Origin of the sequence: Nonomuraea sp. NPDC003709, assembly GCF_040610775.1 — a bacterium.
Lineage (GTDB): Bacteria > Actinomycetota > Actinomycetes > Streptosporangiales > Streptosporangiaceae > Nonomuraea > Nonomuraea angiospora_A.
In genome coordinates this window covers 511,531-536,134 of the sequence record NZ_JBEXMW010000003.1, presented here as the reverse complement: position 1 = coordinate 536,134, position 24,604 = coordinate 511,531, and the positions used below count along the sequence as shown (strand labels likewise).

The window sequence follows — 24,604 nt, the reverse complement described above, 5'->3', positions numbered from 1 at the left end:
TAATGACTAGAACTGTAGGGAACTTCCCTCCCCAAGGACGAGTGATGACGCGATTCCGCTCCGCCTTAGCACCCCTCGCCATCGCGTTGGCCGGCCTCACGGCCGTACCGCAGCAAGCCTGGGCCGCCCCGCCCAAACCCGTCCCCTCGGTGGCCCAGCAACAGCAGCCGCCGGCCGCACCGAAGGCCGCGTGTGGCCCGACTGTCAAGGCAACCACCACCGACGCCCGCCTGACCAGCCTTTTCACCAACTACGGCAACGACAACAGCCGGCTGGACGACTGGACGGGCGCCGACGGCACCTACTCGGTCAAGCTGCCGAACGGCAAGGAGCTGTGGATCTTCTCCGACACGTTCCTCGGCCGGGTGAACACCGACGGCTCGCGCCCGCCCGTGGTCGGGGAGGGCGGGGACACGGTCTTCCTGAACAACTCCTTCGCCGTCGAGCGCGACGGCAGGCTGTCCACGATCCACGACGGCACCGCCGCCGCGCCGACCGCCGTCATGCCTCCGCGCGACCAGAACCACTGGTACTGGGCCGGCGACGCCACGGTGGCCGGCGGGCTCGTGGAGGTCACCTACCAGGAGTACGAGCGGTACGGCACCGGCGCGTGGGACTGGCGCTGGCACCGGAACGTGGTGGCCAGGTTCGCCCCGGGCCGGCTGAACGCGCCCGTCAGCGTCACCAACCTGCCGTCCGGGCACGGCGTGGCGTGGGCCTCCGCGGTCCTGAAGGACGGCGGATACACCTACGTGTACGGCGTCGAGGACCTCGGCTCGCCCAAGTACATGCACGTCGCCAGGGTCAGCGGGCAGAGCCTGCTGGGCACGTGGGAGTTCCTGAAGGCGGACGGCACCTGGTCCCCGAACGAGGCCGACTCGGCGCGCGTCATGAGCGGCGTCGCGAACGAGTACAGCGTTACCAAGGTCGGATCCGGATATGTCCTGATCACGCATGACACGACCGAAGTGCTGAGCCCCAATATCGTGGCCTACACCTCGTGCTCCCCGTTCGGCCCGTTCACCGGCAAGCAGCACGTCTACACGACCCCCGAGACCAAGGGGAACATCTTCACCTACAACGCCCACGCTCATCCCGAGGTCGCGGGCAACGGTCTGGTGATCTCCTATAACGTCAACAGCTTCGTGAACACCGACCACTACCGGGACGTGACCATCTACCGGCCGAGATTCCTGGATGTGACCTTCCAGTGAGGCGTAACTGGGCGGCCCGCCTGCAGCCCGTCACGATCGACGGGCTGCGGGCGGTCGTGCTGGAGAACGAGCGGCTACGCGTGACCGTCCTGCCGGACAAAGGCGGCGACGTGCTGGAATTTCTGCACAAGCCCACCGACACGGACTTCGTCTGGCTCTCCCCGCAGGGCCTGCGCAACCCGCACGACCACCTCCAAGGCGCGGCCGACGACGTCGCCCAGTTCATCGACCACTACGAGGGCGGCTGGCAGGAGGTCTTCCCGAACGGCGGCGCGCCCAGCGAGTATCGGGGCGCGCGGCTGGCGCAGCACGGGGAGGTCTCCGGGCTGCCGTGGCGCTGCGAGGTCGTGGCCGACTCCGAGGAGGAGGTCGCGGTACGGCTCAGCGTACAGACGCGGCGGCTGCCGTACCGGATGGAGAAGGTCTTCAGGCTCAGGTCGGGCACGGCGGCGCTGGAGATCGAGGGCCGGGCCACCAACGAGGCCGATCTCCCGCTGCACGCCATGTGGGGGCAGCACATCGTGTACGGCCTGCCGTTCCTGCGTCCCGGCGCCCGGATCAGGCTGCCGGAAGGCGTCAAGGTGATCCCCCACGAAAACGCGATAAATCCGGCGGGCCGCCGGGTCCGGGCAGGCGGGCCGTGGGAGTGGCCGGTCGTCCCGGCCGACGGCGGCGGCGAGACCGACCTGAGCGTGGTGCAGGAGCCGGGGTCGCCGAGCGACATCGTCTACCTGACGGGCTTCGACGAGGGTTGGTACGAAATTTCGGGGGATATCGGTATGCGGGTGGAGTGGGATGCGACTCTCCTGCCGTACCTGTGGATGTGGCAGGAGCTCGGCGCGTCCACCGGCTATCCCTGGTGGGGACGGGCGTACACGCTGGGGCTCGAGCCGTTCTCCAGCATGCCGACCGACGGCCTGGCCGCCGCGGTGGACAACGGCACGGCCCTCGCCCTGGGCCCGCACGAGACGAAGGTGTTGAGGTTGCGCGCGGAGGTTCTGGCATGAGTGAGTTCAGTGGGAAGGTCGCGCTGGTCACGGGCGGTTCGATGGGCATCGGGCGGGCCGTGGTGGACCGGCTGGCCGACGGCGGGGCGTCCGTGGTGTTCTGCGGGGTCGACAAGGACGCGGCGCTCGACACCGGAGCGGCGAGCCTGGGGCGGAGAGCGGCAGCTTGCGTGACCAGCGGAGCCCCGTGCGAGCGCGACCATAGACACGAGAGCGTCACCGGCGTGGTCGCCGACGTGCGCCGGGCCGGCGACATGCGCGACCTGGTGGACCTGGCCGTGACCAGGTACGGCGGGCTCGACATCGTCGTCACCTGCGCGGGCGTGCAGCGCTACGGCACGGTCGAGGACACCCCGGAGGAGGTCTGGGACGAGGTGCTCGACATCAACCTCAAGGGCGTCTACCTCACCTGCAAGGCGGCCGTCCCCAAGCTGAGGGCCCGCGGCGGCGGCTCGATCGTGATCATGTCGTCGGTGCAGGCGTTCTCCTCGCAGGCGCAGGTGGCCGCCTACACCGCGAGCAAGGCCGCGCTCAACGGCCTGACCAGGGCCATGGCGCTCGACCACGCCGCCGACGGCATCCGGGTGAACGTGGTCTGCCCGGGCTCGGTGGACACCCCGATGCTGCGCTGGGCGGCGGACCTGTGGCGGGGCGACCTGTCGCAGGAGGAGCAGGTCGCGCAGTGGGGCCGCTCCCACCCGCTGGGCCGGGTGGGCCGCCCTGAGGAGGTGGCCGAGCTGGTGGCGTTCCTGGCGGGGCCGCGCTCGTCGTTCATCACCGGGGCCGAGCACCGGGTGGACGGCGGCCTGCTCGCGCAGAATCCGGCCGCCCTTCCCGAATAGCCCACAGGTTCCCCTGGGGGCGTACCAAAGCTGGCAAGTGTTGCGTCAACGCGACGAACTTGCAGGTCGTACCACTGATACCAGTGGTCCTCGGCGTGCCGGGCACGCGACCCGATCCGGGCGCGCAGCCCTTGATCGTGCGGCGAGTCATAGCGACTCGTGATCGATCTTGCACGCTAGGTTACGAGGTCGAAACGACTCACCGAGGAGAGACCTGTGAGGCTATCGAGAAAGGCCGCCGGCATCGCCGCCGCGGCCGCGCTGTTGACCGCGGTCGTGCCGGCCACCGCAGCGGTGGCCAGCCCCCGCTCGACCTGCTACGGCGGTCGAGTCTGCCTGTACGCCAGCTTCGACTACAACCGCGGTCAGGTCGACCACTGGCGTGACTTCATCGAGGACGACTCGGACTTCGCCGACAACAACTGGCTGAACTGGGACTTCAGCAACTCCTGGGAGACCATGGACAACGAGACCAGCTCTGTCAGGAACCGCATCGGCTGCAGCGCCACCCTCTGGCAGCACCCGGGGTACACGGGAGCCCACAGCACGTTCATGCACAACTCGAACGACGGCTTCCTGGCGAACAACGCCATCGGCAACAACCGCGCCAGCGCGCTCGACATCTGGTGCCGCTGAGCAGTAACGGGAGTGCCGGTTTCCGGGCTTGGCCGCCGGAAACCGGCTGTCGCGGACTCCTCGCGGGCGCACTGCTGCTGACCACGGTCACGGCCTGCGCCGCCGACGAGCCCGCGCCGCGAGCGCCGGTGAAAGGCGTCTCCTCGGTGTCGGAGCTGGTGCTGCCGTTCGACGCCTACAAGACCACTCCCGAGCAGCGGGCCGTCCTGGGCAACGCCCACAACCAACTCGTCGTGCAGTGCATGCGCAAGCAGGGCATCACGATCGACCCACCCGCGGAGGACGCCGCCGTTCTCGCCGCGGTGGACCCCGGCAACTCCCGCCGTTACGGCGTGGCCGACATCGAGGCGGCCAAGACCTACGGCTATCACCTCGCCCGGCCGCCCTCGCCCGACGCCACGGGCGCCTGGGCCGGCAAGCTCCCCAAACCCGCCCGGCACCGCCTGTACGGCACCGCCGCCGACCGCGGCTGCCTGGACCGGGCCACGCTCACCCTGGACAAGGGCTCGACGAAGGCCGACTGGCCGTGGCTGGCCCTCCAGGACTCGCTCACGCTGGAGCAGGCCGCCAAGGATCCGTCCGTGACGGCGGCCGCCAAGCGCTGGGAGACGTGCATGGGCCAGGCGGGCGAGTCCTACCCGGCTCCCGAGGCCGCCATCGCCGACAGCCGCTGGGACCTGGACAAGCCTGCCGTCAGCGAGGACGAGAAGCAGACCGCGACCGCCGACACGACCTGCAAGTGGTCGTCGGGCCTGGTGGCAGCCTGGTTCACGGCCGACGCGGAGCTCCAGCGGGCGGTCGTCCGGGACAACCCCGACCGCTTCGCCGCGCTCCGCGACAACCTCAAACAGCGCCTGACCCGGGCCTCAGCCCTGCTGACCGAGCACGAAGGCGGCCAGGTCGGCTGACTGCCGGAGCCTGCTCGGCTCGTGGACGTACATCATGTGGCCGGCCTCGTAGTACCTGAACTCGACGTTGGCAGCCAGCTCCGCGGGCACGGGCAGGTGCGCGAACGCGTGCTCGGCGGCGTAGTACGGCGTCGCGCCGTCGTGGTAGCCGCAGGCCACGTGCACGCGCAGGTGCGGGTTGGCCCGCATCGCGTCGGCCAGCTTGTCGACCACCGCGACGTGGGCGCCCTCGAACTCCTTGAACGACCACGGGTGCACCCGCGACGTGAGCACCTCGTACGGCAGGTCGTTGGCGTAGCCCAGCTCGGCGCGCAGGTAGTGGTTGAGCGCGGCGCTGTAGGGGCCCATGATCGCGTTCATGCTGGGATCGGCGGAGAAGTGCTCGCGCCCCGAGTCGGGGTCCCAGCCGGTGAACCGGCCGTCGAGGCGGCCGACGACCTGGCGGCGCGAGCGCAGCACCTCGGTGAAGAACCTGATGTGCTCGATCCGCAGGTCCACGCGGTCGACGTAGTCCTCACTCAGCCCGGTCAGCGCGGCGACCGTGGAGACGGCGGCCGAGCGCTCCTCGCCGGTGAGGCGGTTGCCGCGGGCCAGCGCCCACGGGTAGTCGCGCTCGGCGTACGCCTCGGCCTCGCGCAGCACGTCGGGCAGCGGCCGGTCACCGTGTAGCCCGTGATAGTGCGCAATAGCGGCATAAGTCGGCAAATAGAGGGCGTAGGACAGGTCGTTGCCCTGGTTGAAATCCCCGGTGATGAAGTCGAGCACCGAGGAGATCAGCATCACGCCGTTGAGGTACATGCCGTACCGCGACTGCAGGTGGTCCGCCAGCCCGGCCGCCCTGACCGTCCCGTACGACTCCCCCGCCAGGAACTTCGGCGACATCCACCGCCCGTTCCTGGTGGTCCACAACCGGATGATCTCCCCGACGGACTCGATGTCGCCGGTGAAGCCGTGGTACGGCTCCGGCTTCTCGCCCTCGGCCGCCCGCGAGTAGCCCGTCGAGACCGGGTCGATGAAGACCAGGTCGCTCACGCTCAGCAGGCTCTCCTCGTTGTCGGCCAGCCCGTAAGGGGGAGGCAGGAGCGCGCCCGCGTCCCCCATCACGACCCGGCGCGGCCCGAGCACGCCCAGGTGCAGCCACACGCTCGACGATCCCGGGCCACCGTTGAACGCGAACGTGACCGGCCTGCTCAGCGGATCGGCCCCGTCGAGCGTGTACGAGGTCACGAACATCTCGGCCTTGGGCCGCAGGCCCCCGAACCTGCCGTCGTCGATCACCTCCTCGCGCAGCACCATGGTGCCGGTGGTGGCGGTGTACGCCTGCCCGGACGGCAGCGTGTGCGAGGTGGTGACGAGATTGTCAGCCGGCGGGGCCGGCTGGGTTTCTTCCGACATATCGCCCAATTATGGAGCTATATCGAGGGACACGGTGGGGTCGGCGAACCGTTCGTTCGGCACAGTGGCGTACCAGCCGGGCCGCCCGGGGTCCCGGTCGTACGGATAGCCGCCCGTCTCCCGGTAGAACTCGGCGTACTGGGCGACCCGCTCGGGATCCAGGCGCACCCCCAGCCCGGGGCCGGACGGCACCGCGATGGCGCCCTCCGAGTACGCCAGCTTCCCGCCCTCGATCACGTCGTCCCTGAGCTGGTGGTAGTGCGCGTCGGCGGCGTAAGTGAGGTTCGGCAGCACGGCGCCGAGGTGCAGCATGGTCGCCAGCTGGATGCCCAGCTCGCCGGAGGAGTGCACGGCCACCCCGAGCTGGAACGTCTCGCACACCCCCGCCGCCTTCACGCACGGCCTGATGCCGCCCCAGAACGTCGTGTCCAGCAGCACCACGTCGGCGGACCTGCGCATGACATTGGAGGCGAGCTGCTCGAAGTTGACGACGACGGTGTTCGTCGCCAGCGGCACCCTGACCTGCTCGCGGATGGCCCTGAGCCCTTCGAGCCCCCAGACCGGGTCCTCCAGGTAGTCGTTGTTCAGCCCCTCGATGGCCCGGCCGAAGCGCAGCCCCTCGGCCACCGACAGCACGGCGTTCGGGTCGTACCTGAGCCGGTCGTCGGGGAACGCCTCGGCCAGCGCCCGGTAGCACTCCAGCTCGTGGTCCGGCGGGAACACGCCGCCCTTGAGCTTGTGCACGGTGAACCCGTGGTCGGCCTTGAGCTGCTTGGTGTGCTCGACGAGCTGGTCGGGCGTGCGGATCTCGCCGTACCCCTTGGCCGCGTACCGGAAGAACAGGTACGAGGCGAACGGCACGGCGTCGCGGATCCGCCCGCCGAGCAGGTCGTGCGCGGGCACGCCCAGGTGCTGCCCGATGAGGTCGATGCAGGCGAACTCGATGGCCGCCAGGAGCTGCGTCCTGTTGTTGTAGAGCGAGGCCGTCGGGTTGGCGATCTTGAAGCGCAGCGCCTCCAGCTGGAAGGGATCATGGTCCTTCAGGTACGGCACGAGCGCCCGGAACGCCGCTTCCGCGCTCTCGCCCCCGCCACCCATCTCGCCCAGCCCGACCAGCCCGTTGTCGGCCTCGACCTCGACGATCGTGCGCACAAACCGGCCCCAGTGGGCGCCGTTGCTGTGCCGCAGCGGCGCCTCCAGCGGGACCGCGACCGTCGTGGCCCTGATGTCAACGATCTTCACGAACACGTCCCCCAAACAACGGCCACCCCGCACGCGGGCAGCCGTACCTTGACCGTCTCGTCCACGACATCGAGCCCGCGGGCCGAGCGCAGGCCCGGCAGGCCGACCGTCACCTCGACCGGCTCGGCGGCCAGCGACTGCAGCCGCACCACGCGCTCCTCACCCGTCCGACCGAGGGACGTGACGAGCACGTCGGGGTGGTCGACGGACACGTAGGTCTCGGTGACGTCGGGGCTGTCGGTGACGAGCGCGCCGACGAACGGCTCGGTCAGCCCCGAGGCCACCGCCGCGCCGAGCCGCCTGCCCTGGGCCCCGGCCTCCGAGGTCACGGCGTAGCGGAACGTGGTCTCGCCCTGCTGCTGGGCCGGGAAATTGGTGTCCCAGATGTTGTTGAGCGCCCACGAATAGACCGTGCCGTCCTCCTGGTCGAGGGTCGGCGGGAACGGCGCGTACGGCATGTGGATGGTGCCGAGCTGCACCAGCGGCGCCTCCAGCGTGGCCCAGGCGACGGTCAGCTCGGGGTCCTCGAACGCGATCCAGTGCCTGATCGGCAGCATGTACTCGGCCGAGCCGGGCACGCGCGGCACATCAGGACCGCCGACGCCGCCGGTCAGCTCCCAGGCGGTGGCCGGCCCGGTGGCGAACGGGAAGGCCAGGAAGACGGCCTCCTTGGCGGGGGTGCCCTGCTTGGCGAGCTGGTAGGTCAGGTCGACCCTGGGCACGCCGGCGTGCAGCTCGATCGTCGTGCGGATCCAGTCGACGCCCTTGCCGTGCAGCTCGACGACCAGCTTCTCGCCGACGGCCGTGCGCTGGACCTTGGTGATCGTGGCGCCCTTGCCGATGGCGCGGTCGCCGAGGAGCGTGCGGTCGTGCGCTCCGATGTGTCCCGACAAATGGTTGAAATGCGGGGCGGTGGCGTACTGGTCGTAGACGTACTGGCCGAAGCCGGCCGCCGCGTCGCCGTTGACCAGCTCGCGGCCGGCCCGCTTGTCGAAGATCGAGCCGACGTAGCCCTCGCGGACGTCGTAGGCCACGCGGTAGAACTCGTTCTCGATCACCCCGCTCAGGTCCAGCTCGACCGGCTCGGGGGCCTGGTTCACGCCGGGCACGACGTCGAGGCGGGCGTAGCTGTAGCCGGGCACGCCGGGGACGACCGCGTGGACGTGCCGCCCGATGGGCCGGGTCGGCCAGTCGTCCGGGTGCACCAGCTCCTCGTGGTGCGGGAGCGTCTCCCCGGTCCGCGAGTCCACCAGCGCGATCGGCACGTCCACACCCACCACGTCCCTCGGCAGGAACGCGCGGACCACGTCGGTCCGCGTCCACGTGCCGGGGTTGAAGACGGCGAACGAGGCCAGCGCCCCGCCCTCGGTGCCCGCCTCCGACAGCGCGGCGCCGAACCTGCGGACCGCGGCGTGCAGCAGGTCGGCCGCGTCGTCCTGGGCGTCGTAGCCGCCGGACGACTTGCGCGTCCACTGCAGGCCGCCCGAGTCACCCGCCTCCTCGGCGTCCTCCCACGGGTTGGCCGCACCCCAGGTGTGCTCGTTGAACAGGGCGACCTTGTCGTAGGCCGCGTCCACCTGCTCGGTCGCGTCCACCCCGGCCAGCGTGTGCAGCGTCTCGGCGACCCGCAGGGCCGACTGCGCCCGGCGCACGTAGCCGAGCGGGCGCGCGCCCGAGCCGAGCCCGTCGGCCCACCAGTCGGTCCAGTCGCCCTCGTGCACCGACAGCCGGTCGTGGTAGCGCTCCTCGACGTGCTCGAAGAAGTCGCTGTTCGCAGCCGAGCGCAGGCGCGGGTAGGCCCACTCCTCGTTCCACCGGCGCGCGATCGACGCGGGCACGATCGACGGCCCCGCGTTGTCGGCGTGCGCTCCCTGCACCCGCAGGTGCAGCACGTCCAGCTCGTACGGCTCCTTCGGCGCGTCCGGCCCCTGCCAGCCGAACGTCCCCGGCCCGTACGGGTAGCCGCGCGTGGCCAGCGCCGACAGATAACGCGGCAGCAGGTCGTCGGCCAGCTCGTAGGAGTCGGTCAGCCCGACCGTGTTGCCCTCCATGTACGCCATGCCGTGCGGCGTGTCCGTGAACCAGACGATGATCTCGTTGCCGCTCGGCGCCCGCCAGCGGAACGGCCTGGTCAGCTTGTCGCCGCCGTGCAGGTAGGGCACGGAGCGACCGGCCCAGTTGTGCGCCGCGGCCAGGTAACGCACGCCGTGCGAGTGCAGCGCGTCCACCAGGCCGACGACCGCGCCCGGCACGTCGGTATGCATGGCGGACTTGGTGGCGAAGCCGTACTTCTGCTCCAGCTGGGTGGTGAAGCGGAGCTGGCGGTGCAGCTCCTCGGTCGAGCACGCCTCCGTGTGGAGCTGGAACGGCAGCGCGGTCACCTCGATCACGCCCTCGCGGGCCTTCTGCGCGAAGGACTCCACCATCTCGGCTGGCCGCGCGGCCAGCCACTTCAGCGCCGGCATCGACGACTCGACCGACCAGCGGAACTTCGCGTCGTCCGGCCAGGACGCGGTCTCCTCGGCCAGCCGCAGCGCCGCGTCCAGGTAGTCGAGGTGGTGGCGGAGCACGGTGCCCTGCGGGTCGGTGTAGCCGATGTCCAGGTGCGAGTGGTGGACGACGAACACGCTCCACTTGCGCTGCGGGGTCACCGTGACCTGCGCGGTGCCGACCACCCCCGCGTCGTCGCGGCACTCCAGCGTGAACGCGCGCGGCGCGTCCACCTCGGGCACCAGCAGCGTCACGTCGCTGCCCGACGCGCTGTCCACGCCCACCAGCACGTGGGTCAGCGGCTCGGTGCTCGACACCCTGACCGCCTGCCGGCCGTCATGGGTGAACAGCGGCAGCACCGCGACCCGAACCTCCAGCCCGCGCACGCTGATCACCGGTGTCGAGGTGTCGTCGCGCAGCGCCTGCCTGATCCCGTCATAGTCGGGACTGCCCAGGCTCCGCTGGAGCAACCGGCTCGTCATCAAACACTCCCTAGAGACAGGCCCCTGGCGAAGAGGCGCTGGGTGGCGAGGAACAGCGCGACGGTCGGCAGCGAGACCACGAGGCCCGCGGCCAGGCCGACGGGCACGGGCGTCCCGGCGTACACGTCGGTCATGAGGCCGGCGATGGCGGTCATCACCGGCCGCACGTCCTCGGTCTGGGACAGGGTCAGACCGAAGATGAGGTCGTTCCAGACGAAGGTGAACTCCAGGATGAACACCGCCGTCAGCGCGCTGAGCGAGATCGGCAGGTAGATGCCCCAGAAGATGCGCCAGGTGGAGGCGCCGTCCATCCTGGCCGCTTCGAAGATCGAGAACGCTACGCCAGTGTAGAAGTTGCGCAGCACGAAGGCGGCGAGCGGCACGCTGATCGCCGTGTAGATGAGGATCATGCCGAGGCGGCTGTCGTACAGGCCGGCGTCGCTGTAGCCGACGAACAGCGGCACCAGCAGCATCTGCGAAGGGAAGACCGTGCCGCCGAAGATCAGGATGAACCAGAAGAACCCGTGCCGGAGCCGCAGCACCACGATCGTGTACCCGGCCAGCGCCCCGATGAGCACGCCGAGCAGCGGCGAGACGACGGCGTAGAGCGCGGTGCTGGCCAGGCTCTGCGTCAGGTTGGCGCTGTCGAGCGCCCGCGCGAAGTTCTCGAACAGCGCGAAGTCGGACGAGGGTGCCCACGCCCGGCCCGGATCGTACGAGGCGGCCGGGCGCGCGGCGTTCACGAGCAGCAGGTACGTCGGCCCGAGCCAGACCAGCCCGAGCACGACCAGGACGGCACGCCGGATCACTGGGACACCTGCCGCTTGAGATAGAGGTAGGACGCCAGCCCCGTGACAACGGTCAGCATCACCGCCACGGCCGAGCCGTAACCGTAGTCGCTGGCCACGAACGTCTCCTTGTACATGGTCACCGCCAGCGTCTCCGAGTTGCGCCCCGGCCCGCCCTGCGTCAGCACCCACACGATGTCGAACGTCTTCAGGCTCGCCACCAGCGCGAGCCCGACCACGACCGCGGTCAGCGGCCTCATGAGCGGCCAGATGACGTACCTGAACAGCCGCCACCCGCCGGCCCCGTCGAGCCGGGCGGCCTCGATCGGCTCCTTCGGGATCGACTGCAGCCCCACCACGAACAGCAGCATGTTGACGCCGAGCTGCTGCCACGTCCAGACCAGCAGCATCGCCAGCGTGTTGACCGGCGCGTCCTGCAGGAACGCGGTGTCCACGCCGAGCAGCTTGTTGGCGATGCCGTCGTGCGACAGGATCGGGCTCCACACCATGGCCAGGCCGGCGCCGCTCAGCGCGTACGGCAGCAGGAACGGCACCCGGAACCACAGGCCGCCCTTGATGTCGTACGACAGCACCGCGACCAGCAGGCCGAGCCCGACGGGCAGCACCATGGTGCCGATGACCCAGAGCAGCGTGTTGCGGATCGAGGTGAGCAGGGCGGGGTCGTCGAGCAGCTTGCCGAAGTTGTGCGCGCCGATCCACTGGGCCGGCTCCAGGCCGTCATAGCGGGTGAAGCTGAGGTAGGCCGTCCACAGGAACGGCGCGTAGAGCAGCCCCGCGACCAGCAGGACCGCGGGCGCCACATAGCCGTACCCGAACCGGCCAAGTATTGGTGCCCGCATCACTGATGGGTGCTCCAGTACTCGTCAGCAGCCTTCTGGATGGTCTCCAGGACCTCCTTGTAGCTGCCGGGCTCCGTCACGAACTTGCCGAACCCGTCCAGCGCGGCCGTCAGGACCGGCGGCGGCGTGGCCTCGAAGTACCGGTTGACCAGGCGGTACTGGCCGCTGCCCGCGTCCTTCGTGACGGTGCCGAGCGCCTTGTCCGAGATGCTCACCTTGGGGTTGGCGCTCACGTCTCCCCTGCTGCTCGCCCACTTCTCCTGCGCCTCCGACGTGGTCCACCACTTGAGGTACTTCTGGTTGGCGGCGGGGTCGGCGCCCTTGGTCAGCGAGCAGAGCGGACCGCTCTCGAAGATCATCGAGGTCTTGGGCAGCGAGGGGTTGACGTTGGGGATGACGAAGAAGTCGTAGTCCTCGCCGGCCTTCATGTTGCGCTGGGTCATGCTGGTGTTGAACCAGGTGCCGAAGGAGACCATCGCCGCCTTGCCGTTCTTCAGCACGTCACCCGGGTCCGTTTTATCGCCAGGGTTGATGAAATATCCGGCGTCGATGAGGGACTTCCACTTCTCCATCACCTGGACCACGCCCGGGTCGGTGTACTTGGCCTTGCCGGTGGACAGGCGGTCGTACAGGTCGGGGTCGGAGCCGGCCATGAGCTGCTCGAACCAGACGAAGGAGAACAGCACGCTGGTGTGGTAGAAGGCCTTGACGCCGTTCTTCTTCAGCGTGTCGGCCACCTTGACCAGGTCGTCCCACGTCTTCGGCGCGGTGAGCCCGTACTTGTCGAAGATCTTTTTGTTGTAGAACATGCCCCAGTACGCGACGTTCATCGGCACGCAGTACTGCTTGCCGTCGATCGTGTAGTACGGCGCGAGGTCCTTCGACAGGTCGCCGGCCTGGATCGCCTGCTGCCAGATGTCCGTGGTGTCGGCCACCTGCTTCTGCTTGACGATCTCTTCGAGCATCCCCCCGGTCTGCCAGGTGAACAGGTCAGGCTTGACGTTCGTGCGGAACGACGCCTTGATGAACGCCTGGTATTGGGCCGAGTCCGTGTATCCCGTCGGCTTCATGCCCAGGCCGATGCTCTGCTTGGACAGGGCGCCCATCTGGTCGAAGTACTTCGTCCAGGCGCCCTTGTCGTTGTACAGGGTCAGCTCGCTCTTCTTCTGCGTCTCGGCGCCGTTTCCGCCGCAGGCGGTCAGGACGAGCGCCGCCACGCCGAGCGTGACCACACGTGACCGGAACATGGACCGGCCTCCTTGTTTCTTCAGGGGGATTGCAACCTGTGCTCTATAACCGTCTTGACGTCCACCAGGTGGGCCCGCATGCGCTCCTCGGCCTGCGCCGCGTCGCGTGCTTCGATGGCCTCCAGGATCGCCAGGTGCTCGTCGTAGTCGCGGCGCCGGTCGTCGAAGATCTGCAGGATCTCCTGCTGCTCGGGTCCGTGGACGGTGAGCAGCGAGTCGACGACCTCGTGCAGCACGCTGTTGCCGGCCAGCCGGGCCGTCGCCCGGTGGAAGGACATGTTCGCGTCGTGCAGGAGGGCGTCGTGGCCGCGCAGGTGCCTGCCCGCTTCTTCGAGCACCCGCTTGAGCGGGGCCAGCTCCTCGGAGTCCGCGTTGTGCGCGGCCATCGCGGCGAGCGGCGGCTCGATCACGATCCGCGCGCCGAGCAGCTCCAGGAGCTGGGCGGCGTGCATCTCGCGCATGTTGGGGTTGGGCAGGACGACCCGCTCGATGTCGGTTCCGACGTAGATGCCGGAGCCGTGCCGCATCTCGATGGCCCCGGTGGCCTCGAGCCTGCGCAGCGCCTCGCGCAGTGTCGGGGTGGTGACGGCGAAACGCTGGGAGAGCTCCCTGGTCGAGGGCAGCCTGTCGCCTGGCCGGTGCCCTCCCGTACGGATGAGCTCCAGCATGCGCTCGGTCAGAGCGTCGGACAGCGTCGGCCGCGTTACCCCGGACATATCAAGTGATCTAATCACTTATTCGTGTGGGCGTCTATGATTTCGTCATGAGACGTGTGCTGGCGTGGATCGCGGCCGTCTTGGCGGTCCTGGCGCTGGTGGGGCTGGGTGGCGCGGGCTGGTATTACTCCGGGCTGGTGATCGACCCCTCGCACGGGGGATCGTACCCGCTGGAGGTGGTGGCCTTCGACGGCTCGAAGGTCACGCTGAAGGGCGGCTCCGACACCGCGGCGCCCGGCACGTACGGGCTGACCTGGCGCGACGGCAACGCCACGCTGGGGCCGGTGGTCTCCGTCGCCGGCTCCACGGTCGTCAGGGAGGTGACCCGCGTGCGGCGGGGCACGCTCGCACCGGGTGTCCACGCGTATCTCGACCGCTGGATCTGGGGTCACGAGGACCCGCGCTCGGCGCTCGGCCTGCCGTACGAGAGGGTGTCGATCCGCGGCGAGTTAGGCGACTTCCCCGCCTGGCGGACCCCCGGCACCTCCAGGACCTGGGTGATCGCCGTGCACGGCCGCAACGCGAACGCCTCCGAGACCCTGCGCTTCCTGCCCGTCCTCCACTCGCTGGGGATCCCGGTGCTGGCGATCAGCTACCGCAACGACGAGGGCGCGCCGGCGAGCGAGGACGGCAAGTTCCACCTCGGCGCCACCGAGTGGCGCGAGGTCGGCGCGGCCATCTCCTACGCCCGCGGCCAGGGGGCGACCGGGGTGGTGCTGTACGGGTTCTCGATGGGCGGGGGCATCGCCCCGATGGCGGCCAGGATGTTACCCGGCGAGCCGATCAAGGGCCTGATCCTGGACAGCCCGGTCATGGACTGGAACGCGCCCATCGACCTGGGGGCGCGGCAGCGGGGGGTGCCGGGGTGGCTGGCCTCGGTGGGCAAGTTCGTGGTGGAGCGGCGTACGGGGATCTCGCTCGACGACCTCGACCACGTGCGGCACGCGAAGGAGTTCAGGCAGCCGATCCTGCTCTTCGTGGACGACGACGACACCAGCGTGCCCGTCGAGCCCTCGCTGCGGTTCGCGAAGCTCAGGCCGGACCTGGTGACGCTCGTACGCACGAAGGGCGGCGGCCACGTGGGCTCCTGGAACGTCGACCGGGCTCGCTACGAGCGGGCCCTCCGGGACTTCCTCACCGCTTCAGCAGCTTCATCATGATCTCGATCTGCCCCTTGCGCGAGGTCCGCACCTGCCCCGCCCACTGCTGAACGGCCGGATTGGCCCCGCCCGCCACCTCGGCGGCGGCCAGCTGCACGGCGTCGTCCTGATGCGCGATGAGCAGGTTGAGCAGGTCGTGCTCGAAGCTCTTGGACTTCCGCAGCGCCTGGATCCGCTTGACGTCGGTCTCGGGCATGCCTCCGTGGTGATCGTGCGCACCGCTCGGGGGCGTGAGCGGCTGGTCCCAGGAGTGCAGCCAGCGCAGCATCCGCTCGACCTCACTCTGCTGCGTGCCGGCGATGGCCGCGACCAGCGTCCTGAGCTCCGGCGTGGTGGCACGCTCCGCCCCTACCTTGGCGAGCTCGATGCCCTGCCGGTGGTGCGGCACCATCATCTGCACGAACATCACGTCCTCGGCGTTGACCGGGGCCTCCTGGGTCCGGGCCGGGCCGCAGGCCGTGATCAGCAGCAGGGCCGCTAAGGCGGGCAGCGCGCGCATAATCGATAGGAAACCTTCCTAAGGGTTTCCTGTCAGGCTACGTGACTTCGTAGCGAAGGTAAACGATCCCCGAGGGGAACGCCCGGGTTTCCAGCAGCCGGGTCCTGATGGAGGCGTCGAGCTGGGGGAAGAACGGCTTGCCCGCGCCCAGCACGAGCGGGTGGACGAAGATGCGGAACTCGTCCACCAGCCCGAGCCGCAGCACGCTCCACGCCAGCGTGGCCCCGCCCAGGTCGAGGTCGCCGCCGTCCTGCCGCTTGAGCCTGGTCACCTCCTCCTCGAGGTCGCCGGTGACGAGCGTGCTGTTCCAGCCGACCTGGTCGAGAGTCTTGGAGAAGACGTACTTGGGCATGGCCCGCCAGATCCTGGCGAAGTCGACCTCGAGCGCGTGGGCGTCGGGGCTCTGGTCGGCGGTGGGCCAGTAGGCGGACATGTTCTCGTAGAGGCGCCGGCCGTACAGGGATCCGCCCATTTCGCGGGACATGTCGTTGATGAACGCGTGGACCTCTTCGTCGGGCGCGGACCAGCCGATGTCGCCGTTCGGGGACTCCACGTAGCCGTCGAGGGAGATCAGCATCGAGTAGATGATTTTCCGCATGCCCTTAAGACTGCTCCGGCCCGCGGAACTCATCGCCTTCTCGTGAGGAACTCCAGCGCCTCCCCGCTGTGGAACTTCGAGATCCCCAGCATGAACTCCCGGTCCGGGAAGTCGCCGTCGAGCAGCCGGAGCGGCCCCGCGGTGAGCGACAGATGCTGGGCCAGCTCGTACAGCCTCAGCCGGCCCTCGTCCAGCCCGTCGACGCGCAGCCGTTCGTAATGCTCGTGGAACCGGATCCGCAGGAAGACGTGCTCCCATTCGACGTCGAAGAACATCGTGCCTTCGATGTCGATCAGCACCGGCGCGTCGTGGTCGTCCACCAGCACGTGGTCGGGCCCGAGTTCCCCGTGGATGAGCCCGTGATCCACGCGCGGCCGCACACCCGCGGCCATCTCCCGCAGCGCGCTCTCGAACTCCTCCCGGACCGCGCCGATCCCCCCGACCCGGACGGCCGCCTCGTCCAGGTCCCGCAGCGCGTGCTCCAGCACGACCTCGACCGCGGATCGCCGTCGGATCCCCTCGATCTTCCCCACCCACGGGGCCCGCTCCCGCCCCATGGCCTCAAGGCTCTCCGCCAGCCGATCCATCACGCGGCCCGCCCGCGCCGGGTCGTCGCGCAGCAACGCCTCCAGCGTCCCGCCGCGTACGTCCTCGACCACCACGACGTCGCCCGGCCGGTCCACCAGGTAGACCTCGGGCACCCGCACCCCGAGGCCGCTCAACCGCCCATGGGCGACCTCGAAGAACCGCAGCCCGGACGCATGGCCGAACGGGGTCTCCGCGTCGGCGTTCGCCGCGGCGGGCCAGAAGTCCTCCTCCTGGGACCAGACGTAGACGATCGCGCCGGGCCCGTCGTCGTCGAACGAGAGCCGATAAACGCCCTTCTTGCTCCCACCCTTGAGCCGCTCGACCCCTGCCGGCCGGCGCCCTTTCCCGAAGGCCGCACGCGCGATCTCGGCGAACCGCTGACCATCCATCACATGCCCCTCATCGCTGTGCCGTGGATCCTCAAGCGCCCAGACTCCACACCCGGATGGTCTTGTCGAGGCCGCTCGAAATGGCGACAGGGGTGCCGTCGCTGCGTTTCCCGATCGCCAGCGCGAATATCGCGCGAGTGTGCCCGGTGAAAACTCCGCCGATGCGATCTCCCGTGTCCAGGTCCCACACCGACAGGCTCCCGTCGCCATCGCCGGAAACGATGACCGGGGAGCCATCGCCTTGCTGCCCGACCGCGACCTCCATGGTGGTTTCGCTCCGGGAGGTGATGGATTCGCCGATGGGCTTGCCGGTGTCCAGGTTCCAGATCCGGATAGAGCTCTTGGGGGTGCCGCCTTCCTCGGCGGGACCTGGCGGGATTTCACTGGTGACGGCCACCGGAGTGCCGTCGCCGCGCTTGCCTACGGCGAGCCCTTCCACCAGGCAGATGCCACATCGGCTGAGAGATTTGCTGAGGGGCTTGCCCGTGTTCGTGTTCCAGATGCGCGCCCTGCCGTTGGTCGCGCCCGTGACGAACACAGGGGTGCCGTCGCTGCGTTTACCGGTCACCAGTTGGGTGACCGTGAACGCGAAGGGATTGACGGACGGCTTGCCGATGAGTTTTCCCGTGTCCAGGTTCCAGATTTCGACGTCCCTGGTCAGGGCGTCACCGCTGGAGATGATGACCGGGGTGCCATCGCTGCGCCTGCCGGTCGTCACCGCCCAGACAAGCCCGTTCCGAGCCTTGAGGGGCTTGCCGATCGGCTTGCCGGTGTCCAGGTTCCAGATCCGTATGTCATCGGCGGCACCGGAGACGATGACCGGGGTCCCGTCGCTGCGTTTGCCGACGGCGACATCGTAGATCTCACCCTTGTGGCCCTTGAGGGGCTTGCCGAGGGCCTTTCCGGTGTCCAAGTCCCAGATCCGCACGGTCTTGTCGTAGCCGGCGGAGACGATGACCGGAGTGCCGTCGCTGCGCTTGCCCACCGCCACCGCCTCCACCTGGGCTGTGTGCCCTTTGAGGGGCTTGCCGATGGGCGTGCCGAGGGGCGGGACATCGGCCCGCGACGAGGCCACGACAGCCGTACTGACCTGCTCGCCGGACGCGAAGTCGCTTCCCGCTGCCGGATCAGACAATCCGACGATCATCAACGCGCCGATTGCGATCGCTCTGGCCGACACCCTGCGGATTCCCCTCATAGTCCCAAAGCTGATCATCCAGATCGCCGCAACGTGAGCGACTGGAACCGGAGTTTGTCAGATCCCACGATGTGGAAATCCACCACCTCGAAAGTCTTGCGTGCGTACTCCTGGAGCTGCTCATCGCTGCGGAAAGAGAAGAACCGAGGAGGATGGTGATCGTCCCCTTCGAAGGGACCCTCACCCGTCACGCTGCCTCCGCCGTACACGCCGAGAAAGAAGAGGCCACCGGGCCGCATCAGCGTGTGGATCGTATCCAGTACCGCTGGAAGGTCGCTGTTGGGCACATGCAGCAAGCAGTTCAGCGCGTACACCGCGTCGAACGAACACGGTGCGAAATCGAGGCTCAGAAAGTCCATGACATGCGCTTCAATGCCCTTCTCCCGGCAGAGAGCCACCATGGCAGGCGACAGATCGACGGCCACGACTTCCAGGCCGTTTTCCTGAAAGTACGCGCTGTCCTGGCCCGTTCCGGCGCCGACCTCCAGCAGTCGCCCGCGACGGTCGCCCTGCAGACGGCTCAGGAACGCCTCCCGCTCCGCCAGCTTCCACGGGGCTTTGCCGCTGACCTCACGTCGCTCGGCGCCATCGTCATATGCCGTTCGGAGGGGGCCGATCACGTCGTCGTAGCGCACGCTCATCGCGCCATGATGCCCTACGAAGGATCTTCGACAACAGGCACCCGTTGGCCTGGAGCCGCCTTGGGAACGGCAGGACCTGCGACCGCCAGGGATGCGGCTCAGCGCGGCCTCGCCGGACGGCGGCACGAGGCCGGAGCCGGCCGGCGCTGTCCTATGAGGCGTCGTGGACGACCAGGGCCAGCTGAACGCGGTTGTCCAGACTCGCCTTGGTGAGGATGCGGGAGATGTAGCCCTTGACCGTGCCCACGCTCATGTGCAGCTCACCGGCGATGACGGCATTGGATTTGCCCTGCCCGACCGCGAGCGCCACCTCCCGTTCGCGCTCGCTGAGTGCCGACAGCACCCGCCGGGCGTCGGCCCGCCGCCGGTTGTCCTCCTCGGGCACCAGGTGGGCGATCAACCGCCGGGTGACGCTCGGCGACAGGCTGGGCTCACCGGCGGCGACGCGCCGGATCGCCTCGACGATCCCCTCGGGCGGCGTGTCCTTCAGCAGGAACCCGCTGGCTCCCGCGCGCAGCGCCCGGAACACGTGCTCGTCGGCGTCGAACGTGGTCAGGATGATGACCTCCGGCGCGTCCTGGCGGGCGCGCAGCCTGCGGGTCGCGTCGATGCCGTCCACGCCGGCCATCCGGATGTCCATCAGCACCACGTCGGGAGAGTACTCGCCGACCGCGGCCTGGACCTGCGCACCGTCGGCCACCGCGCCCACCACCTGGAGGGCGGGCGCGCCCTTGAGCATCAACGTCAGCCCGGTACGGACGAGCGCGTCGTCGTCCACGATGAGCACCCGGATCGCGGCGAACGCACCCCCGGACCCGCCGAGGGCCGCACCCGCAACCTCACCCCCGGCCGCACCCGCAGACTCACCCCCGGGCGGACCCGCAGCCCCACCCCCGGCCGCACTCGCAGACCCACTCACGGGCGGATCCGTGGACCCGCTCACCGGCTCACTCATGGGGCCGCTCACGTGGCCATGGTAGCCGCGCCGCCAGCCGGAACCCGCCGCCTTCGGTACGTCCCCGCTCCAGGCGCCCGCCCGCCAGCGAAACCCGTTCCTCCAGCCCGGCCAGCCCGGCCCCGCCCCCGGTCGTGGCCAGCTCCGCCGCCTCCCGCCCGGCGGCCGGCGGGTTGCGCACCTCGACCGTCAGCTCCCCACCGGCCGCGCCGGAGACCACGACGGTGACGGGCCGACCGGGCGCGTGCTTGCGCGCGTTGGTCAACCCCTCCTGCACGACACGGTACGCCGTGCGCCGCGTCGTCTCCGGCAGGTCGGCGAAGCGTACGTCGTGCTCGTACAGCTCGATGCGCATCCCGGCCCGCCGCGACTCCTCCACCAGCGGCGCGAGCCCGGTCAGCGGGAGCTCGGCCGACGAGCTCTCGCGCAGCACGGAGATGACCGCGCGCAGCTCCTGCAGGGCCTGGTGGGCGCTGGTCCGGATCACCCCGGCCGCCTCGGCGACCTCGTCCGGCCTGGCACCGGCATTGAACTCCAGCGCCCCGGCGTGCACCGCCAGCAGCGACAGCCGGTGGGCGAGCACGTCGTGCATCTCGCGGGCGATGCCGAGGCGTTCGGCGCGGCGGGCCTCCTCCGCGCGCAGCCGCTGGTCGGCCTCGGCGCGGCGGGCCCGTTCCGCCAGTGACGCCAGCAGCTCCCGCCGGGTCCTGGCCAGGATGCCCCAGCCGGTGATCGCCCCGCCGAACAGCACGCCGACCAGCGCCCACACCGGATACGACGCCAGCCCCGGCGGCCGCCAGGCGAACCTGACCAGCGTCGCCGCCACCCACGCCACCCCCACCGCGACGGCCATCGGCGGTCGCCGGTACAGCGCCGCGACGAGCGTGGCGATCCCCGCGGCCACCGACGCGGCCGCGGCCGGGACGGACAGCGCGATGACGACCAGCGAAGCGGCCACCGGCCACCGCCGGCACAGCCACAGTCCCACGCACGCAAGAGCCCCGCCGACCACGTCGGCCCACAGATACCAGCCGGGCGTCCCCGGGACCAGATCCCCCCAGACCACCGCCCCGGCCCCGGCCACGGCGAGCACGATGCCACCGGCCCCGACCGCCCAATCACGCCGCGACCGCCCCGCCCTGGCCACCGCTCCCGCCCCCGATCCCCAGCCACTCCCGCCCTGGCCACCGCTCCCGGCCTCGCCACCGCTCGCGCCCTCGCCACCGCTCCCGGCTGCGCGGTCCCGTCCCGAGCCGTCGTCGCCTGCGGTTTCTCCACGCCTCCGGGATTCGCCGTCGCGGCGGCCCCCGTCCTGGCCCTGTGCCTGTGCTGCGAACACAACTGCAGATCGTATCCGCCGGCCTTACACCTGGTAAGCAACCAAGGTCACCATCACCGCCCCACCATGGCAACCAAAGTCACCACCCGGAAGCGACCGAAGAGGCCAAGGACCGGCCTGACGGCAGCAGCGCCCCGCGCCCGCCGCGGGAGACCGTAAGCGCATGGTCACCTCACGAGCACGCGGCCGGTGGGCCGCGCTCCTGCTGGCCGGGCTCACCCCGGTCGTCGCCGAGCTCACGCTCGGCAATCCGCCCCTCCGCCAGGCGTGGCTGCTGCTGTTGTGGGTGCCGATCTACGGCGCCGGCACCGTACTGATCCGCGAACTGGTACGCCGTACCGGCCGGGGCTGGCTCGCCATCCTGCTGCTCGGGGCGGCGTACGGGATCGTGGAGGAAGGGCTGGCGCTGCAGGCGCTCACCAGCCCGACCATCTACGGCGTGGCCGACTGGGCGCCCAGGATCCTCGGCCTCAACAGCGCCTACACCGAGCTGAACATCCCGTACCACGCGGTCTTCAGCGTGGCGCTGCCGATCCTGTTGGTGGATCTCATCGTCCCGGATCTCCGCCATCGTCCCTATCTGGGGCGGACCGGGGTGGTCGTGGCGGGGGTGGTGTTCGTACTGGGCGCCCTGCTGCTGCGGTGGACGACGGCCTTCATCGACCCCGGCTACCAGGCCCCGCCGGCGGTGCTGGCGGCGTTCGTGCTGGCGATCGCGGTGCTCGCGGTGCTCGCGCTGCGGTTCGTCCCCCGCCCGACGGACGTGCCGGCCGCCGCGCCCCGGACGGTTCCCGCGCCGCCGGTCGTCGCGTGCCTGGCCGGGGTGATGGCGTTCGGATATCTCGCGCTGCTGTTCCCCTTCGGCGGCGCCCAGCACCCGGCCTTCACCCAAGGCGGCTGGGTGGCGGTCCCGATGCTGGCTGCGGCGCTCCTGGCGGTGGTGGCAGCGGTACTGCTGCGCCGATGGACGGCACCCGGCGGATGGCACGACCGGCACAGCCTGGCGCTGGCCGGCGGTGCGCTCGTGGCGCACACCGTGTTCGGGGTGATCGCCAACGGCGAGAACACCACCGACCGCCTGTCGCTGGCCGCGCTCGGACTCGTCATGACCGTCCTACTGGCCCTCCTTAGTCGGATCCATCGCCCTGCTTGACCAACCCAGACCGTGGCCGGGTGCGTGTGCGCGGTGGCGCGGTTGTGTCAGCGTGGGAGCGCCGCAGGTTGGTCACGAGAGGATCCCGGATGGGAGATCCGATCCTCATCCAGATCTTGGGCATACATACCAGGAGACGCTCCGCTCAACGCCTCCAGCCAACCCCGCGCCAAGCGAGCCGCCCCCGGCACCCGGCGGCGCACCCGAGCCGGCCGCGGCGTCCTAGGGCATCGCGCCAGTACGGCGTCTCCGGGGCACGTCCACGGACGCGGCGAGGATCTCCGGGCGGCCGTCGGCGTTGATGATGCGGCCGCCCTTGCGCACCTTCTGGGTCAGCGCGTCCAGCCTGACGAAGGTGTCCTTGCTGCTGGGGAACCCCGATGCGAGTAACGCCGAGACGGTTGGCCTGAGCGCTCGCCCTCTCGAAGAGACCGAGGACGTCCATGATCGAACGTCTTCGTTGTCACCCACTTCGTCACCCGGCCGGGACCCTCGAGTGCCAGGCACAAAGATGCAGCTCAGCGTGCCCAGCTTCGCAGAAGAGCGCGCCTACAGGGATGGCCTGCAAGCCTGTAGCGCGCCGGCCACAGCGAGAGAAGAGAAGCCTGTAGTCAGCAACAGTTGGCCGAGGCGCTGACCGGCTCGGTGGCCTGCTCGCCGGCCGGGGTGCAGCAGGCCGGATCGGATTCCCTGGTCAGCGTGTCGGCGTCGCCCTTGACCACGTACACCTCCCATGGCTCGGCGCCAGGACCGTGTACCCAGACCTTGTCCTGGAGGGCGTAGCAGCAGGAGGTGTCGTTCTCCTCGAAGGTGGCGAGCCCGGCGTCCTTGAGCCGCTGGGTGGCGGCGTTGACCTGGGCGGTGTCCTCGACCTCGACGCCGAGGTGGTCCATGCGGGTCGGCTCGCCCTCCTCCCCCTCGATGAGCACCAGCTTGAGCGGGGGTTCGGCGATGGCGAAGTTGGCGTAGCCGGGGCGGCGCTTGGCCGGTTCGGTGCCGAACAGCTTGGAATAGAACGTGATCGAGCTCTCCAGATCGGCGACACGGAGGGCGAGCTGGACGCGAGACATGACGATCTCCCATCGTTGTTTCGACGGATGTCTAAGTAGTGCCGAGTTTGCGCCACTGCTTAGGAATCTGTCAAATTAGAGATATGTCGAAACAGGAGCTGCCGGTGCTCGCCTCCGAGTGCTGCGCACCGCTGATCGCGGAGCCGATCGCTGAAGACGAGGCCGCGGAGATGGCTCGCGTGTTCAAGGCGCTCGGCGACCCGATCCGGTTGCGGCTGCTGTCCCTGATCGGCGCGCAGGAGAGCGGCCGGCAGATCGGCGACGGGGTGTGCGTGTGCGAGTTGACCGTTGCCTTCGCGGTCACCGCGCCGACGATCTCGCATCATCTCAAAGTGTTGCGTGAGGCCGGCCTGATCGACAGCCAGCGGCGCGGCACCTGGGTCTACTACTGGATCATCCCGGCCACGCTGAAGCGCCTGACCGGCGTACTGGCCCTGCCCGAAACGCTCGTCGCGGACGCGCGGTGAACCTGGCGCGCCGGGCGCTTGCCGAGTTCGCCGGCACCGCCGCCCTGGTGGCCGTGGTGGTCGGCTCCGGCATCATGGCAACCGATCTTTCGCGTGACGTCGGCGTACAACTGCTGGCCAACAGCCTGGCCACGGCGGCAGGTCTGGCGGTGCTCATCTTGATCCTCGGGCCCGTGTCCGGCGCGCACTTCAATCCGGTCGTCTCCGTGGCGGCCTGGGTACTCACCCGACGCGACGCTGCCCCGGCGATGCGCGGACGAGAAGTGGCGGCCTACCTGCCCGCCCAGGTCACCGGAGCCGTCGCGGGGGCAGTCCTGGCGAACGCCATGTTCGCGCTCCCGGCCGTTCAGATCTCGGCTCATGACCGGTCGGCCCCTCACCTGCTGCTGGGTGAGGTGGTGGCCACCGCGGGGCTCATCGTGGTCGTCTTCGCGTTGGCCCGGCAAGGCCGCGCCGCGCTCGCCCCGGTCACGGTCGGCGGCTACATCGGCGCCGCCTACTGGTTCACCAGCAGTACGAGCTTCGCCAACCCTGCTGTCACCCTGGGCCGGGCCTTCACCGACACCTTCGCCGGGATCGCTCCTGCTTCGGTGCCCGCTTTCATCGTCGCCCAGTTGGCCGGAGCCGCGCTCGGCGGCCTGCTGCTGGTCGCGCTCTACCCGAACAGCCCGCAGCCCGCTGCGGAGCCCGTCCCCGGCTCCGCCTACCAGCCTCGATAGG

General features: G+C 69.7%; 25 protein-coding genes. 9 read left to right on the top strand and 16 right to left on the bottom strand.

The window, feature by feature from the left end; genetic code table 11:
• Positions 1-44 precede the first annotated feature (44 nt).
• From ABZX61_RS11155 to ABZX61_RS11135, 5 genes are all read left to right on the top strand, one after another.
• The gene (locus ABZX61_RS11155; RefSeq protein ID WP_355193531.1) at positions 45-1,214 is read left to right on the top strand and encodes a DUF4185 domain-containing protein; all 1,170 of its coding nucleotides are present in this window, start codon (positions 45-47) and stop codon (positions 1,212-1,214) included.
• Positions 1,211-2,221 carry a DUF4432 family protein gene (locus ABZX61_RS11150; RefSeq protein WP_355193529.1) on the top strand — a complete coding sequence of 337 codons (1,011 nt, stop codon included), beginning with the start codon at positions 1,211-1,213 and terminating at the stop codon, positions 2,219-2,221. The genes ABZX61_RS11155 and ABZX61_RS11150 overlap by 4 nt, the downstream gene beginning before the upstream one ends.
• Positions 2,218-3,063, top strand: a complete 846-nt coding sequence (locus ABZX61_RS11145; RefSeq protein WP_355193527.1) for an SDR family oxidoreductase — start codon at positions 2,218-2,220, stop codon at positions 3,061-3,063. Before ABZX61_RS11150 ends, ABZX61_RS11145 begins: the two co-directional genes overlap by 4 nt.
• 216 nt (positions 3,064-3,279) lie before the next feature.
• A complete protein-coding gene (locus tag ABZX61_RS11140; RefSeq protein WP_350723796.1) occupies positions 3,280-3,699 on the top strand; it encodes a peptidase inhibitor family I36 protein in 420 nt (139 codons plus the stop codon).
• Between the two features lie 128 nt (positions 3,700-3,827).
• Positions 3,828-4,607 (top strand): hypothetical protein, encoded by a 780-nt coding sequence (locus tag ABZX61_RS11135; RefSeq protein ID WP_355193525.1) that lies wholly within the window; start codon positions 3,828-3,830, stop codon positions 4,605-4,607.
• Here ABZX61_RS11135 and ABZX61_RS11130 read toward each other — a convergent pair.
• From ABZX61_RS11130 to ABZX61_RS11100, 7 genes are read right to left on the bottom strand one after another with little or no spacing between them, the layout of a single operon-like run.
• Positions 4,566-6,002 carry a peptidase S10 gene (locus ABZX61_RS11130; protein WP_350723799.1) on the bottom strand — a complete coding sequence of 479 codons (1,437 nt, stop codon included), beginning with the start codon at positions 6,000-6,002 and terminating at the stop codon, positions 4,566-4,568. The two genes, ABZX61_RS11135 and ABZX61_RS11130, sit on opposite strands and share 42 nt — an antisense overlap.
• A gap of 9 nt (positions 6,003-6,011) precedes the next feature.
• A complete protein-coding gene (locus tag ABZX61_RS11125; protein WP_355193523.1) occupies positions 6,012-7,244 on the bottom strand; it encodes an enolase C-terminal domain-like protein in 1,233 nt (410 codons plus the stop codon).
• The gene (locus ABZX61_RS11120) at positions 7,241-10,216 is read right to left on the bottom strand and encodes a glycoside hydrolase family 38 C-terminal domain-containing protein (RefSeq protein ID WP_355193521.1); all 2,976 of its coding nucleotides are present in this window, start codon (positions 10,214-10,216) and stop codon (positions 7,241-7,243) included. Before ABZX61_RS11120 ends, ABZX61_RS11125 begins: the two co-directional genes overlap by 4 nt.
• Positions 10,216-11,025 (bottom strand): carbohydrate ABC transporter permease, encoded by an 810-nt coding sequence (locus tag ABZX61_RS11115; protein ID WP_355193519.1) that lies wholly within the window; start codon positions 11,023-11,025, stop codon positions 10,216-10,218. The genes ABZX61_RS11120 and ABZX61_RS11115 overlap by 1 nt, the downstream gene beginning before the upstream one ends.
• Positions 11,022-11,864, bottom strand: a complete 843-nt coding sequence (locus ABZX61_RS11110; RefSeq protein ID WP_355193517.1) for a sugar ABC transporter permease — start codon at positions 11,862-11,864, stop codon at positions 11,022-11,024. Before ABZX61_RS11110 ends, ABZX61_RS11115 begins: the two co-directional genes overlap by 4 nt.
• Positions 11,864-13,111: an extracellular solute-binding protein gene (locus ABZX61_RS11105; RefSeq protein ID WP_355193515.1), complete on the bottom strand. Its 1,248-nt coding sequence runs from the start codon at positions 13,109-13,111 to the stop codon at positions 11,864-11,866. The genes ABZX61_RS11110 and ABZX61_RS11105 overlap by 1 nt, the downstream gene beginning before the upstream one ends.
• Positions 13,112-13,131: 20 nt before the next feature.
• Positions 13,132-13,827 carry a FadR/GntR family transcriptional regulator gene (locus tag ABZX61_RS11100; protein ID WP_355193513.1) on the bottom strand — a complete coding sequence of 232 codons (696 nt, stop codon included), beginning with the start codon at positions 13,825-13,827 and terminating at the stop codon, positions 13,132-13,134.
• A gap of 47 nt (positions 13,828-13,874) precedes the next feature.
• Here ABZX61_RS11100 and ABZX61_RS11095 point away from each other — a divergent pair, with 47 nt between their 5' ends.
• Complete coding sequence (locus ABZX61_RS11095) at positions 13,875-14,987, top strand: alpha/beta hydrolase (RefSeq protein WP_355193511.1); 1,113 nt, start codon at positions 13,875-13,877, stop codon at positions 14,985-14,987.
• Here ABZX61_RS11095 and ABZX61_RS11090 read toward each other — a convergent pair.
• The 7 genes from ABZX61_RS11090 to ABZX61_RS11060 form a co-directional block, all read right to left on the bottom strand.
• Complete coding sequence (locus ABZX61_RS11090) at positions 14,962-15,486, bottom strand: DUF305 domain-containing protein (protein WP_350723817.1); 525 nt, start codon at positions 15,484-15,486, stop codon at positions 14,962-14,964. The genes ABZX61_RS11095 and ABZX61_RS11090 overlap by 26 nt on opposite strands.
• Before the next feature lie 37 nt (positions 15,487-15,523).
• Positions 15,524-16,084, bottom strand: a complete 561-nt coding sequence (locus tag ABZX61_RS11085; RefSeq protein ID WP_350723819.1) for a dihydrofolate reductase family protein — start codon at positions 16,082-16,084, stop codon at positions 15,524-15,526.
• 29 nt (positions 16,085-16,113) lie between these two features.
• Complete coding sequence (locus ABZX61_RS11080; protein WP_355193509.1) at positions 16,114-17,061, bottom strand: phosphotransferase; 948 nt, start codon at positions 17,059-17,061, stop codon at positions 16,114-16,116.
• A 31-nt stretch (positions 17,062-17,092) separates the two neighbouring features.
• Complete coding sequence (locus ABZX61_RS11075) at positions 17,093-18,259, bottom strand: WD40 repeat domain-containing protein (RefSeq protein WP_355193507.1); 1,167 nt, start codon at positions 18,257-18,259, stop codon at positions 17,093-17,095.
• A 14-nt stretch (positions 18,260-18,273) separates the two neighbouring features.
• Complete coding sequence (locus tag ABZX61_RS11070) at positions 18,274-18,900, bottom strand: class I SAM-dependent methyltransferase (RefSeq protein WP_355193505.1); 627 nt, start codon at positions 18,898-18,900, stop codon at positions 18,274-18,276.
• Between the two features lie 151 nt (positions 18,901-19,051).
• The gene (locus tag ABZX61_RS11065; RefSeq protein WP_355193503.1) at positions 19,052-19,687 is read right to left on the bottom strand and encodes a response regulator transcription factor; all 636 of its coding nucleotides are present in this window, start codon (positions 19,685-19,687) and stop codon (positions 19,052-19,054) included.
• 160 nt (positions 19,688-19,847) lie between these two features.
• Entirely contained in the window at positions 19,848-21,194 is a 1,347-nt protein-coding gene (locus tag ABZX61_RS11060) for a histidine kinase (RefSeq protein ID WP_355193501.1), read from the bottom strand.
• A 163-nt stretch (positions 21,195-21,357) separates the two neighbouring features.
• On the opposite strand from ABZX61_RS11060, the gene ABZX61_RS11055 reads away from it, so the two are divergent.
• The gene (locus ABZX61_RS11055) at positions 21,358-22,347 is read left to right on the top strand and encodes a hypothetical protein (protein ID WP_355193499.1); all 990 of its coding nucleotides are present in this window, start codon (positions 21,358-21,360) and stop codon (positions 22,345-22,347) included.
• Between the two features lie 222 nt (positions 22,348-22,569).
• Here ABZX61_RS11055 and ABZX61_RS11050 read toward each other — a convergent pair whose 3' ends face one another.
• Together ABZX61_RS11050 and ABZX61_RS11045 are read right to left on the bottom strand one after the other, a co-directional pair.
• Positions 22,570-22,818, bottom strand: a complete 249-nt coding sequence (locus ABZX61_RS11050) for a hypothetical protein (protein WP_355193498.1) — start codon at positions 22,816-22,818, stop codon at positions 22,570-22,572.
• Positions 22,819-22,958: 140 nt separating this feature from the next.
• Positions 22,959-23,417: an ArsI/CadI family heavy metal resistance metalloenzyme gene (locus tag ABZX61_RS11045; protein ID WP_355193496.1), complete on the bottom strand. Its 459-nt coding sequence runs from the start codon at positions 23,415-23,417 to the stop codon at positions 22,959-22,961.
• Between the two features lie 83 nt (positions 23,418-23,500).
• On the opposite strand from ABZX61_RS11045, the gene ABZX61_RS11040 reads away from it, so the two are divergent.
• Both ABZX61_RS11040 and ABZX61_RS11035 read left to right on the top strand, forming a co-directional pair.
• A complete protein-coding gene (locus tag ABZX61_RS11040) occupies positions 23,501-23,884 on the top strand; it encodes a metalloregulator ArsR/SmtB family transcription factor (RefSeq protein ID WP_350723836.1) in 384 nt (127 codons plus the stop codon).
• A complete protein-coding gene (locus tag ABZX61_RS11035; RefSeq protein WP_355193494.1) occupies positions 23,881-24,603 on the top strand; it encodes an MIP/aquaporin family protein in 723 nt (240 codons plus the stop codon). Before ABZX61_RS11040 ends, ABZX61_RS11035 begins: the two co-directional genes overlap by 4 nt.
• Position 24,604: the final 1 nt, after the last annotated feature.